The sequence below is a fragment of the Streptomyces sp. NPDC102258 genome (assembly GCF_055584685.1).
In genome coordinates this window covers 26,780-38,623 of sequence record NZ_JBVJLO010000032.1, presented here as the reverse complement: position 1 = coordinate 38,623, position 11,844 = coordinate 26,780, and the positions used below count along the sequence as shown (strand labels likewise).

General features: G+C 72.3%; 13 protein-coding genes. 10 read left to right on the top strand and 3 right to left on the bottom strand.

The genetic code is table 11. The annotated features are described in order from the left end of the window. Positions 1-79 precede the first annotated feature (79 nt). The 8 genes from ACZ6ZT_RS33015 (at position 80) to ACZ6ZT_RS32980 (ending at position 6,814) form a co-directional block, all read left to right on the top strand. On the top strand, positions 80-679 hold the full coding sequence (locus ACZ6ZT_RS33015; protein WP_469723997.1) for a hypothetical protein: 600 nt from the start codon (positions 80-82) through the stop codon (positions 677-679). Further along, positions 679-1,371 carry an ABC transporter ATP-binding protein gene (locus ACZ6ZT_RS33010; RefSeq protein ID WP_469723996.1) on the top strand — a complete coding sequence of 231 codons (693 nt, stop codon included), beginning with the start codon at positions 679-681 and terminating at the stop codon, positions 1,369-1,371. Before ACZ6ZT_RS33015 ends, ACZ6ZT_RS33010 begins: the two co-directional genes overlap by 1 nt. Beyond that, on the top strand, positions 1,368-2,087 hold the full coding sequence (locus ACZ6ZT_RS33005) for an ABC transporter ATP-binding protein (protein WP_469723995.1): 720 nt from the start codon (positions 1,368-1,370) through the stop codon (positions 2,085-2,087). Before ACZ6ZT_RS33010 ends, ACZ6ZT_RS33005 begins: the two co-directional genes overlap by 4 nt. Then, positions 2,084-2,392 (top strand): hypothetical protein, encoded by a 309-nt coding sequence (locus ACZ6ZT_RS33000; protein WP_469723994.1) that lies wholly within the window; start codon positions 2,084-2,086, stop codon positions 2,390-2,392. The genes ACZ6ZT_RS33005 and ACZ6ZT_RS33000 overlap by 4 nt, the downstream gene beginning before the upstream one ends. Further along, the gene (locus ACZ6ZT_RS32995) at positions 2,389-5,049 is read left to right on the top strand and encodes an FtsX-like permease family protein (protein ID WP_469723993.1); all 2,661 of its coding nucleotides are present in this window, start codon (positions 2,389-2,391) and stop codon (positions 5,047-5,049) included. The genes ACZ6ZT_RS33000 and ACZ6ZT_RS32995 overlap by 4 nt, the downstream gene beginning before the upstream one ends. A 19-nt stretch (positions 5,050-5,068) precedes the next feature. Further along, positions 5,069-5,809, top strand: a complete 741-nt coding sequence (locus ACZ6ZT_RS32990; RefSeq protein WP_469723992.1) for a response regulator transcription factor — start codon at positions 5,069-5,071, stop codon at positions 5,807-5,809. Positions 5,810-5,927: 118 nt separating this feature from the next. Beyond that, positions 5,928-6,464 carry a hypothetical protein gene (locus ACZ6ZT_RS32985; protein ID WP_469723991.1) on the top strand — a complete coding sequence of 179 codons (537 nt, stop codon included), beginning with the start codon at positions 5,928-5,930 and terminating at the stop codon, positions 6,462-6,464. Positions 6,465-6,505: 41 nt separating this feature from the next. Then, on the top strand, positions 6,506-6,814 hold the full coding sequence (locus ACZ6ZT_RS32980; protein WP_469723990.1) for a hypothetical protein: 309 nt from the start codon (positions 6,506-6,508) through the stop codon (positions 6,812-6,814). A 20-nt stretch (positions 6,815-6,834) separates the two neighbouring features. Here ACZ6ZT_RS32980 and ACZ6ZT_RS32975 read toward each other — a convergent pair whose 3' ends face one another. The 3 genes from ACZ6ZT_RS32975 to ACZ6ZT_RS32965 all read right to left on the bottom strand — a co-directional run bounded on the left by ACZ6ZT_RS32975 (position 6,835) and on the right by ACZ6ZT_RS32965 (position 9,123). Beyond that, positions 6,835-7,518 carry a DedA family protein gene (locus tag ACZ6ZT_RS32975; RefSeq protein ID WP_469723988.1) on the bottom strand — a complete coding sequence of 228 codons (684 nt, stop codon included), beginning with the start codon at positions 7,516-7,518 and terminating at the stop codon, positions 6,835-6,837. A 115-nt stretch (positions 7,519-7,633) separates the two neighbouring features. Next, on the bottom strand, positions 7,634-8,290 hold the full coding sequence (locus ACZ6ZT_RS32970) for a phosphatase PAP2 family protein (RefSeq protein ID WP_469723986.1): 657 nt from the start codon (positions 8,288-8,290) through the stop codon (positions 7,634-7,636). Continuing rightward, complete coding sequence (locus ACZ6ZT_RS32965; RefSeq protein ID WP_469723985.1) at positions 8,287-9,123, bottom strand: undecaprenyl-diphosphate phosphatase; 837 nt, start codon at positions 9,121-9,123, stop codon at positions 8,287-8,289. Before ACZ6ZT_RS32965 ends, ACZ6ZT_RS32970 begins: the two co-directional genes overlap by 4 nt. Positions 9,124-9,327: 204 nt before the next feature. Here ACZ6ZT_RS32965 and ACZ6ZT_RS32960 point away from each other — a divergent pair, with 204 nt between their 5' ends. Then, positions 9,328-10,161, top strand: a complete 834-nt coding sequence (locus ACZ6ZT_RS32960) for a class II glutamine amidotransferase (protein ID WP_469723984.1) — start codon at positions 9,328-9,330, stop codon at positions 10,159-10,161. A gap of 182 nt (positions 10,162-10,343) precedes the next feature. Continuing rightward, positions 10,344-11,828, top strand: a complete 1,485-nt coding sequence (locus ACZ6ZT_RS32955; RefSeq protein ID WP_469723983.1) for an aldehyde dehydrogenase family protein — start codon at positions 10,344-10,346, stop codon at positions 11,826-11,828. The last annotated feature ends 16 nt before the right edge of the window (positions 11,829-11,844 follow it).

Below are 11,844 nucleotides of genomic sequence, written 5' to 3'. Positions count from 1 at the left end.
CTCATCTCACCTTCGCCGCCCCGGCCCTTTACGCGGCACTGCCTAGCGTGGAAAATCCATCCACCGCTCGGAGGGCGTCATGAACGTACGCCGCGCATCCGCTGCTTCCGCCTCAGTTGTCGTACTCGCCGTCGGCGCCCTCACCGGGTGCGGTACCTCGGGCTCCTCGGCGGCCGCCGAACCGAAGCCGCCCCCTGCCCCGGCCGAGTCCAATCCGCCCGGGGACATCCCCGACAACCAGGCGTACGTGGAGTACAAGCCGGCCGCAGGCGGATTCACGGTCAGCGTGCCCGAAGGCTGGGCGCGCACCTCCACGGGCCCGGTCACCGCTTTCACCGACAAGCTGAACCGGATCGTCGTCTCCGAGCACCCCGCCGCGACCACCCCCACGACCGCCTCGGTCACCGCGCGTGACGTTCCGGCGCTGGCCAAGGCGGTCCACGGGTTCTCGCCCGGGAAGGCCTCCGAGGTGACGCGCAAGGCAGGCAAGGCCGTCCTGTACACCTACCAGGGCACCTCGGCCCCGGACCCGGTGACGGGCAAGACCCTCCGCGACGCATTCGAGCGGTACGTGTTCCACCACAACGGCCGCGATGTCGTGCTCACCTTGTCGGGCCCCGTCAAGGCCGACAACGTCGACCCGTGGCGTACGGTCACCGACTCGCTGCGGTGGCAGTGATGGACACCCCGAGCGGGAGCGCCCCGCCAGCCCTCGAGGCGCGAGAGCTGTACCGGTTCTACCGCGCGGGGGAGGAGGAGACCCTCGCCCTGCGCGGGGTCTGCGTGACTGTCGCCCGGGGAGAGCTGGTGGCCGTCGTAGGGCCCTCCGGGTCGGGGAAGTCCACGCTGCTGGCCTGCCTCGCGGGTCTGGACGAGCCCGAGGGCGGAGTCGTGCGGGTCGCGGGAGAGCGGATCAGCCACCGGCCGGAGGCGGAGCGGGCCGGCGTGCGGGCTCGCAGGATCGGAATCCTGCTCCAGACGGAGAACCTGATCGCCCACCTCGACGTGGGCCACAACATCCGCCTCGCCCGCACGGCCGCCGGCCACCGCAGCGGCGGCGGCCCATCGGTCGAAGTCCTCTTGGACCAGGTGGGGCTGCTCGGCCGGGCCCGCTCCCTGCCCCGCGAACTGGCCGGAGGAGAACTGGCCAGGGCGGGCCTGGCGGTCGCCCTGGCCAACGACCCAGACATCCTATTGGCCGACGAACCGACCGGAGAGCTCGACGGCAGTACCGAACAGCGCGTCCTGGACCTGCTGCGCGCCCGCGGCCGTGACGGCCGCCGCGGCGTGCTGCTCGTCACCCACAGCACCGCCGCCGTACGTGGCGCCGACCGGGTCCTGACCTTGCGCGACGGCAGGATCGGGCCATGACCGGGACCGGCCCTGCGCTCGTCAGCTGCCGGGACGCCGGACGGACCTACGGGAGCGGGCCCGGCGCCGTGGTCGCCGTGCACGGCACGGACTGCCAGGTGCATCCCCAGGACCGGATCGCCCTCATGGGGCCCTCGGGCTCGGGCAAGTCCACGCTGCTCCATCTGATGGCCGGACTGGAGCAGCCCACCAGTGGCGAGGTGGTGTGGTCCTGGTGCGCGAACGCCGCGGATGCGGCAGACCGGGGGGCCGGGGCGCTGACCAGAGCCAGGGCCAAGGGCATCGGGGTCGTTTTCCAAAGCTCCAGCCTCATCCCGACCCTGGACATCGCCGAGAACACCGGCCTGCCCCTGGTATTGGCCGGTGAAAGCGCGGAGGGCGCCCACGCTCGTGCACTGGCTGCCCTGGATCGCGTCGGCATCGTCGATCTCGCGGCGAAGCTGCCCGACGACATATCGGGAGGGCAGGCACAGCGCGTGGCGGTCGCCCGGGTCCTGGCCGCCCGGCCGCGGCTCGTCCTCGCCGACGAACCGACCGGCCGCCTCGACCGCGCCACCGGCCGACGCATCGTGGACGTCCTGCTGGCGGCAGTCGACGAGATCGGGGCCGCTCTGGTGGTGGCCACCCACGACCCGGCCGTCGCAGAACGCCTCCGGACCCGGTGGACCATGCGCGACGGTCGGCTCCTCCTCGGTCCGGACGTGGGTGCACCGTGAACACCCACCTGTCGGCAGACCTGTTCCGGCACGGCCGGGGCCGCCTCGCCCTGGCCGTTGTCTTCCTCGTCCTCGCCGCCGTGGTCCTCAGTGCGCGGCCCCACGTTGCCTTGGACGACGAACCGGCGGGCCGCAGCGACCGGACCATCGTCGGGCGCATCGCCGATGCCCTCGGTGACACGGTCTTCGAGACCGGGCCCGCACACTCGGCGCCCCGGCACACCCCCGTCGGCGGGCCCGCCCAGCCCGGCGGAGCGGAGAGCGACGGACGCATGACCATCACCGCCAGCGGAGGCACACCGTGATCACCACCTGGCTGGCCGGTCTGCTGCGGCACCGCGGCGGCAGAATGCTCACCGCCGCACTCACCCTTGCCCTGGCCGTCGCACTCATCGCCGCGCTCGGCACGTTCCTGACCGCGTCCCGCGCGACGATGACCACCCGGGCCGCCCGCTCCGTCGCCGTCGACTGGCAGGTACAGCTCCAGCCCCCAACGCAGCCCGCCGCCGTACTCGACACGCTGCACCAGACCCCGGGCATCCGTACCGCGCTGCCCGTTACCTACGCCCACAGCACCGGCTTCCAGACCACGGCCGCAGGCTCCGTCCAGACCACCGGCGACGCCATCCTCCTCGGCATCCCCGATGGCTACCGCGCCGCCTTCCCCGGCGAGATACGGCCGCTCACCGGCGCCCGGGACGGGGTCCTCCTCGCCCAGCAGACCGCCGCGAACCTGCATGCAGCGCCCGGTGACACCGTCACGATCTCCCTGTCCGGCCAGGCCGACGCCCGGGTCAAGGTCGCCGGGGTCGTCGACCTGCCCCAGGCCGACTCCCTGTTCCAGAAGGTCGGAGCCCCGACCTCCTCGCAACCGGCTGCCCCGCCCGACAACGTGATGCTCCTGCCCACCTCACTCTTCGACTCCCTCACCGCGCACACCAAAGCCGTGGACCCCGCCGCCGTCACCACCCAGGTGCACGTCAGCCGCGACGCACGCCTCCCCGCCAACCCGGCCGCCGCGTTCACCGCCGTCACCGGCGCCGCACGTCACCTCGAAGCGCGCCTCACCGGCGCCGTCCAGATCGGTGACAACCTCGGCGCCGCCCTGGACGCCGCCCGCCAGGACGCCCTATATGCCCAGCTCCTCTTCCTCTTCCTCGGAGCCCCCGGCGTGGTCCTCGCGGCCCTGCTCACCTCCGCCCTGGTCAGCACCGGCGCGGACCGCCGCCGACGGGAACAGGGCCTGCTGCGCACCCGCGGCCTCGGCCGGCGCCGGATCACCGCGCTCGCCGCGGTCGAGGCGGGCGCCATCGCCCTGGGCGGCGGCCTGCTCGGCATCGCCGTCGCCGCCCTTGCCGGCCGGATCGCGTTCGGCCCGGCCTCGTTCGGCGCCGGGGGCCTCGTCCCACTGCGCTGGTCCCTCATCGCCCTCGCCCTCGGCGCAGCCGTCGCAGCCGTGTCCGTCCTGCTGCCCGCCGTACGCGACCAGCGCACCACCACCGTCACCGCCGCGCGCCGCACCGCCCCGTCGACGGGTGCCCCGCTGTGGCAACGCACCGGAGTCGACTTCATCCTGCTCACGGTCTCGTTCCTCGTCTTCCGGGCAGCCGCAGGCAACCAGTACGCCCTGGTGCTCGCCCCTGAAGGGGTGGCGAGCATCTCGGTTTCCTACTGGGCCTTCCTCGGCCCCGCTCTGCTCTGGCTGGGATCGGCCCTGCTCCTGTGGAGGCTGACGACCTACGCGTTCGCCCACGGCTCGCGCCCTCTCACGATCCTGGTGAGACCGCTGACCGGCACGCTCGCCGCCGCGACGGCCTCCTCGATGACCCGGCAGCGCCGAGTCCTGGCGCGTTCCGTGGTCCTGCTCGCCCTCGCCGTGTCGTTCGCGCTCTCTACCGCGGCCTTCAACAGCACCTACCGCCACCAAGCGGAGGTGGACGCCCAGCTCACCAACGGCGCCGACGTCACCGTCACCCTGCCGCCCGGTTCCATGACCGGCCCCGGCGCCGGGCGTGCCCTGGCAGCCGTTCCCGGCGTCCGCCACGTGGAGCCGCTGCAGCACCGCTTCGCCTACGTCGGATCCGACCTCCAGGACCTTTACGGCGTCAACCCCGCCACCATCACCTCCGCCACCGCTCTTCAGGACGCCTACTTCGCGGGCGGCAGCGCCCGCACCCTGCTCGCCAAGCTCGCGGCCCGCCCCGACTCCGTGCTCGTCAGCGAGGAGACGGTGAAGGACTTCCAGCTCACCCCGGGGGACCGGCTCAACCTGCGCCTTCAGGACCAGCGGACCAAGCAGCTGCGCACCGTGGAGTTCCACTACGCGGGCGTCGTCAAGGAGTTCCCGACCGCGCCCAAGGACAGCTTCTTCGTCGCCAACGCCGCGTACGTCGCCGCCCAGAGCGGAAGCGACGCTGTCGGCGCGTTCCTCGTCGACACCGGCGGCACGCACCAGCAGGCCGTCGCCGCCCGGCTCCGCGAGCGGCTCGGCACCACGGCAACGGTCACCGACCTCACCCAGACCCGCGCCGGCGTCGGCTCCAGCCTCACCTCCGTGGACCTCGCCGGACTGACCCGGATCGAACTCGGCTTCGCCGTGACGCTGGCCGCGGGCGCCGGAGGAGCGGTACTCGCCCTGGGCCTGACCGAACGCCGCCGCACTTTCGCGGTGGCCACCGTCCTCGGCGCCACCCGGCAACAGCTGCGGGGCATGGTCCTCGCCGAGACGGCCACCGTCGCGCTCGGGGGCCTGGCCGGCGGCGCCCTCATCGGCTGGGTCCAGGCCCAGATGCTGGTCAAGGTCCTCACCGGCGTCTTCGACCCGCCGCCGTCCGCCCTGTCCCTCCCCTGGCCATACCTGGGCCTGACCCTCCTCGCCACGCTCGCCGCCCTCACCGCAGCCGCCCTGCACGGCGCCCGCGGTTCGCGCCGCCCCGCTGTAGAGGAACTGCGCGAGCCGTGACCAGCCATACCCTCAGCCCATGAGCACCAGCACCGCAGGGCACCCGCCCACCGCCCTGGTCATCGAGGACGACGAGACCATCGGCCGCCACCTGGAACGCGGACTGCGCGGCAACGGCTACACCACCACCTGGTGCCGCACCGGCTCCGCCGGCCTGACGGCCGCACACGACAACGCGCCCGACTTCGTCCTCCTGGACCTGGGCCTGCCCGACCTCGACGGGATCGAACTCGCCCGCAGCCTGCGCCAGGACCTCCCGGACCTCCTGATCGTCATCCTCACCGCCCGCACCGACGAGATCGACGTGATCGCCGGACTGGACGCGGGCGCCGACGACTACCTCGTCAAGCCCTTCAGCATGACCGTCCTCCTCGCCCGTCTCCGCGCCCACCTGCGCCGCAGACCCCCGTCCGACACGCAGCAGGACGCCGAGCCCACCCAGCTGGGCGATCTCACCGTCGACACAGCGGCCCGGCGCGCGCTGGTCGCCGGTGAAGACGTGCCCCTGCGGGCCAAGGAGTTCGAGCTCCTCGCCGAACTCGCCCTCCACCAGGGGAGCGCCGTTTCCCGCGAGACCCTGATGGCGCGGGTGTGGGACGAGAACTGGTTCGGCCCGACCAAGACCCTCGACGTCACCATGGCCTCCCTCCGCCGCCGCCTCCACGCGGCCGAAGCCGCGGCAATGCACCCCGTCAGGCTGCCCCAGATCACCACGCTCCGCGGCCACGGCTACCGCCTGGACCCGCCGTCTCCCACCTGACGGTCCCCGTCCCGCATCTCGCTGATGGGATGAGACCTCGTTATAACGGGGACTCATAGTCTACCCTGAGCAGGTATGTAGCCGTCGACCGCTGAGGCGGCCCCCAAAGGAGCTGGCGATGATTCAGATCACTCTCGGCAAGAAGAAGAACGTTGATCCGAACAGCGACCCCCTCCAGCGCTCGCAGATCGGCTGGAGCGAGGGACTGTCCGACCAGCAACTCCACGATGTCGCCCGCGGAGTCTGGGTCATGCCTGGATCGCGGGTCGAGCGCGAGCGGTTCGCGGTCGTCAACGGAGGCGGGATCATCCGCCAGGCCATGGAGATCGAGCGGATTGTCGATGTCCCTGGTGGGCGGCGGGCCTTCGAAGGCCGCATCCTCAGCCCCGGGGACCCCGTCCACGACCGCTACGTCGGCAAGCCGGCCCCGAACGGCGCCCAGCAGAACCCCATCACCTACTTCGACTCGCCCCTGGGCAACCGAGAATGCAACTGCGGATGCGGCCAACCCATCGGCCGAGGCGACTTCCTCCCGGGCCACGACCAGCGCGCCATCCACGAGAGGATCGCCCGCATCGGAACCGTGACAGACTTCCTCGCCTGGTTCGACCAGACCTGGCCGCCCGACGAAGCCCAGCAGGGCGAAGCCGTGTGAAGAAGTGCCACCGAACTGAGACAGAAACCGCCGGACACCTGGTGAGACAGCCGCACAAACAGCAGGTCACCGCGGTCCCGAATGACACCGGCGGCGCGAACCTACAGGGGCGGACCTACGACGACTACCAGGTCGCCGTACAGGGCCCGCCTCCCGGATCCGGCCTGCCGGTCCTGCCCGCGGACAGCGGGCTGGTGCAGGGCTTCGAAGGCTACGGCCGCGTCATGACGGTCGCCCTTGGCCAGTGGTCCGACGGCCGGACCGGCGACTTCCAGCAGCTCGTGGAGCGTATGCGGCCGCTCCGGGAGGCCGTCTCCCAGAAGGTCACCGCGTACGAGGGCACCGGCTGAGGCTCCGGCACATCGCCGGCTCAGGCGCTCCCGTCGGCACGTCCGGCGCGGCCTGCCCGGCGGGAGCGCAGCAGTTCCACCCCGACCGGGATGAGGGACACGGCGACGACGCCGGCGATGATCGGCAGCAGGTACCGGTCGACATTGGGCACGGAGGCGCCCAGCGCGTAGCCGGCCAGGACCAGCCCGACGGTCCACAGCAGGCCGCCAAGGACCTGCCAGAGGGCGAACGTACGGGCCGGTACGTTCAGCACCCCCGCGAGCGGATTGAGCACGGTCCGCACGATGGGCAGGAAGCGGGCCAGGACGATGGCCTTCGCGTAGCCGTAGCGCTGGAGGATCTCGGCCGCCCGCGCCGCGCCCTCGCCGATCTTGCGGGACTTCGTCCGGGTGAGGAACGCGGGCCCCGCCTTGCGGCCCAGCAGATAGCCGGTCTGTGCCCCGGCCAGGGCGCCGGCGGCGGAGGCGACGAGGACCCAGGGCAGCGACAGGCGCCCGGGGGAGGAGGCGGACCCGGCGCACAGCAGTCCGGCGGTGAACAGCAGCGAGTCGCCGGGCAGGAAGAACCCGATGAGCAGCCCGGTCTCGGCGAACAGGACGACCGCGACGCCGATCGTTCCGAACGCCGCGAGCAGCGACTGCGCGTCGAGCAGGTTCACGGCCAGGTGCGCCGCGGGCGCCGCGGCGAGCTGGGGGAGGGGCATCGGTACGGTCCCGTCGGTGATCGCGGCGGGGCGGGGCCCACATCGCCGCGGAGGGGTCGTGACACTCACTGTCTGCGGGGATCGTAGCCGCTCGGCCGGGCAGTCAAGGGCGCACTCAGCCGATGGCCCCCGACCGGCCGGGCGTGCGCCCCAGGTAGGCGAAGGCCAGGAGGCTGAGCCAGGCGGTGGCGAAGAGCCAGCCCCCGAGCACGTCGGTGAACCAGTGCATGCCCAGGAAGACGCGGGTGAGGCCGACGGCGGCGGCCCACAGCCCGAGCAGCACGCAGGCCGTCCGCGGGACCGGGGAGCCGCGCAGGGACAGCGCCGCGACCACGAGCCCGGCGGTCATCGCGGCGGTGGTGGTGTGGCCGGAGGGGAAGGACCAGCCCGAGGCGTACGTGACCCAGTCCTCGATCGGGGGACGCGGACGGGCGATGAGCGTCATGGTCGCGTACCGCAGGGCCTGACCCGCGCCGAGGCACAGCAGCAGGGCCGCGGCCGTCCAGGCACGCCGCCGGGCCGTGCGCCCCGCGTACAGCCCCGCCAGCACGACGAGGGCGTACGGGACGAAGCCGGACCCGGTGGCCGTCAGGGCACGGGCCGCCGCGCGGGCCGCGCCGGGACGGTGTGCCACGGCCCAGCGGTGCAGCTGCGCGTCGGCGGGCGGCAGGCGGGCGGGATCCCGTACGACCCACAGCGCCAGCAGGGTGAAGAGGGCCGCCGCGGTCAGGGCCGCCCACCCGGCCAGGCGCCTGGCCCGGGAGCGGGTCACGCGCCGAGGACTCCGCTCCCGAGCAGACCGAAGAGCAGGACCCCGACGGCGATCCGGTAGGCGACGAAGGCGTTGAAGGAGTGCTTGGCGACGAACTTGAGGAGCCAGGCGATCGAGGCGTAGGCGACGGCGAAGGACACCAGCGTGCCGACGGCCAGCGGCAGGGCGTCCACTCCGGCGCCGACCGCGTCCCGCAGTTCGTACAGGCCGGCGCCGGTGAGGGCGGGGATGCCCAGGAAGAAGGAGAGCCGGGTGGCGGCGACGCGTTCGAGGTCGAGGAGCAGACCGGTCGAGATGGTGGCGCCGGACCGGGAGAAGCCGGGGAAGAGCAGGGCCAGGATCTGTGAACAGCCCACCAGCATGGCGTCCTTGAGGCCGGTGTCGTCCTCGCCGCGCTTGTGGCGGCCCCTGCGGTCGGCCGCCCACATGAGGGCGCTGCCGGCGATGAGGGAGCCGGCCACCACCCACAGGGAAGCCAGCGGGCCCTGGATGAGCGGTTTGGCGGCCAGCCCCACGACGACGATGGGGACGGTGGCGTAGACGACCCACCAGGCGAACTTGTAGTCGTGGTGGTAGCGCTCCTCGCGGTCGGCCAGGCCGCGCCCCCACGCCCGAACGATCCGCACGATGTCCTTCGAGAAATAGACCAGCACCGCGGCGATGGCGCCGACCTGGATGACCGCCGTGAAGCCGACCACCGCCTTGTCGTCCACCGGGATGCCCATCAGCCCCTCGGTGATCTTCAGGTGGCCGGTGGAGGAGACCGGCAGGAACTCGGTGACCCCTTCGACGACGCCGAGGACCGCCGCCTGTCCGATGCCGATGGTGCTCAATGCGTCCGTCCCTGAGGTGAGCCCGCGCGTCCACCCGGTATGTGGACGGTGACGACGGTGAGGGGGACTGTAGAGGATCGCCGCGTCCGGGGCCGCGACGCCGCCCCGCCGTCCGCGTGGCGGTCGCCTCCGGAGGCCGCGAGAATGAAGGGACGGAAAACGCGGGGAAACGCCGTGGAATACCGGCGAACACCGGGAGTGCCCATGTGTCGATGGCTCGCCTACTCGGGGACGTCCATGTTGCTCGACACCATCCTGTACAAACCCGCCCATTCGCTGATCGACCAGAGCCTCCACTCCAAGATGGGTGTGGAGACGACGAACGGCGACGGCTTCGGCATCGGCTGGTACACGGAGGGCAACGCGACCCCGGCGCTCCTGCGGGACGTCGGCCCCGCCTGGAACAACCGCAACCTGCGGGAGATGGCCGACCACGTCAGTTCCCCGCTGTTCTTCGCCCACATCCGCGCGTCGACGGGGACGTCGGTGCAGCAGTCGAACTGCCATCCCTTCCGCCACGGACGCTGGATGTTCATGCACAACGGCGCCATCGACGGGTTCCACCTCATGCGACGGGACCTCTGTCTCCTCGTCGACCCCGCGCTGTTCTCCGAGATCGGCGGGACGACGGACTCCGAGGTGATGTTCTACCTCGCCCTCACCTACGGCCTCGAAGAGGACGCGCCGACCGCCGTGGCCAGGATGGCGGGCACCGTGGAACGGATCGGGCACGAGCACGGTGTGGAGTTCCCGCTCCAGATGACGCTCGCCATCACCGACGGCGTGAACCTGTGGGCCTTCCGCTACTCCAGCGGCCATGCCTCCCGGTCGCTGTTCTACAGCAGCCGGGTGGACGCGCTGCGCCGGCTCCACCCCGACGTCGCGTTCCTGCGGGACATCTCGGAGGAGACCCGCCTCATCGTCTCCGAGCCCCTCGGCGACCTGCCCGGCGCGTGGAACGCGGTGCCGGAGAGCAGCTACGGCGTCGTCCGGCCCGGGGTGGACGAGATGTTCCACTTCACGCCGCAACCCGTGTGACAAGTGCCGGCAGCGCCGGACCGTATGTCCGGATATGTACCTTCTTTCCTTCAGGCCACGCGGAGTGACACCCGTCACTTCCCGTGACGGATGGGACATGGGTTCCAGTGGATCGGGCACGTGCGCCCGAGCACCACCACCGCGGGACCGCCGCGGTGCCGGAACCGGAGGTACAGCGCGTCGTGTCCGAGCAGACCACCATCCACATCGCCGGGACCTGGCGTTCCGCGCTCTCAGGAGCCACCCGAGAGGTGCTCGACCCGGCGGATGCCACGGTCCTCGCCGTCGTCGCCGAGGGCGGCACCGCGGACACCGACGCCGCCGTCAGCGCCGCCCGCGCCGCCTTCGACGGCGGGGAATGGCCCCAGACCCCCGTCCGGGAGCGGGCCGCGCTGCTGCGCCGCACCGCCGACCTGCTCCAGCGCGACCGCGAACGCCTCGGGCTGCTGGAGAGCCGCGACGCGGGCAAGACCCTCGAAGAGGGCCGGGTGGACGTGGACTGCGTCGCCGACGCCTTCCGCTACTTCGCCGACCTCGTCGCCGGTGAGGCCGCGGGCCGCGTGGTCGACGCCGGCACCCCCGACGTGCACAGCGTCGTCGTCCACGAACCCCTCGGGGTCTGCGCCCTGATCACCCCGTGGAACTACCCCCTCCTCCAGGCGTCCTGGAAGATCGCCCCCGCCCTCGCCGCGGGCAACACCTTCGTGCTCAAGCCCAGCGAGATCACCCCGCTGTCCACGGTGGCCCTCATCGGCCTGCTCGTGGACGCCGGACTGCCCGCCGGCGTCGCGAACCTGGTCACCGGACCGGGCGACCCCGTCGGCGCGCGCCTCTCCGCCCACCCCGACGTCGACCTCGTCTCCTTCACCGGCGGCCTCACCAGCGGTACGAAGGTGATGCGCGCCGCCGCCGACTCCGTCAAGAAGGTCGCCCTCGAACTCGGCGGGAAGAACCCCAACGTCGTCTTCGCCGACGCCTGCGCCACCGACGAGGGTTTCGACACCGCCGTAGACCAGGCCCTCAACGCCGCCTTCATGCACAGCGGCCAGGTCTGCTCCGCCGGCTCCCGGCTCATCGTCGAGGAGAGCGTCGCCGAGCGCTTCGTCGCCGAACTCGCCCGCCGCGCCGACCGGATCCGTCTCGGCCGCGGCACCGACCCGGACGTCGAATGCGGCCCGCTCGTCTCCGCCGCCCAGCGCGAACGCACCGAGGAGTACGTGGCCTCCGCCCTCGCCGAAGGAGCCGTCCTGCGCTCCGGCGGCACGCGGCCCGAAGGCCCCGGCTACTTCTACCGGCCGACCGTGCTGGACGGCTGCCACCGGGGGATGCGCGTCGTCCGCGAGGAGGTCTTCGGGCCGGTCCTGACCGTCGAGACCTTCCGTACGGAGGCCGAGGCCGTGGCGCTCGCCAACGACACCGAGTACGGCCTCGCCGGGGCCGTGTGGACCTCCGACCCGGGCCGCGGCCGCCGCGTGGCCGGCCGGCTGCGCCACGGCACCGTCTGGATCAACGACTTCCACCCGTACCTCCCCCAGGCCGAGTGGGGCGGCTTCGGCAAGTCCGGCACCGGGCGCGAACTGGGCCCCGCGGGCCTGGCCGAGTACCGCGAGACCAAGCACGTGTACCAGAACCTCGCCCCGCGCCCGGTGCGCTGGTTCGCGGGCTGAAGGAGGAGCAGAGCCA

What these genes read in the sequence shown, in the direction of transcription:
- ACZ6ZT_RS32975 (WP_469723988.1), bottom strand. Translation starts at nt 7,518, where the DNA reads ATGCCCCTCCCCCAGCTCGCCGCGGCGCCCGCGGCGCACCTGGCCGTG.
- ACZ6ZT_RS32990 (WP_469723992.1), top strand. Translation starts at nt 5,069, where the DNA reads ATGAGCACCAGCACCGCAGGGCACCCGCCCACCGCCCTGGTCATCGAG.
- ACZ6ZT_RS32960 (WP_469723984.1), top strand. Translation starts at nt 9,328, where the DNA reads ATGTGTCGATGGCTCGCCTACTCGGGGACGTCCATGTTGCTCGACACC.
- ACZ6ZT_RS33015 (WP_469723997.1), top strand. Translation starts at nt 80, where the DNA reads ATGAACGTACGCCGCGCATCCGCTGCTTCCGCCTCAGTTGTCGTACTC.
- ACZ6ZT_RS33010 (WP_469723996.1), top strand. Translation starts at nt 679, where the DNA reads ATGGACACCCCGAGCGGGAGCGCCCCGCCAGCCCTCGAGGCGCGAGAG.
- ACZ6ZT_RS32985 (WP_469723991.1), top strand. Translation starts at nt 5,928, where the DNA reads ATGATTCAGATCACTCTCGGCAAGAAGAAGAACGTTGATCCGAACAGC.
- ACZ6ZT_RS33005 (WP_469723995.1), top strand. Translation starts at nt 1,368, where the DNA reads ATGACCGGGACCGGCCCTGCGCTCGTCAGCTGCCGGGACGCCGGACGG.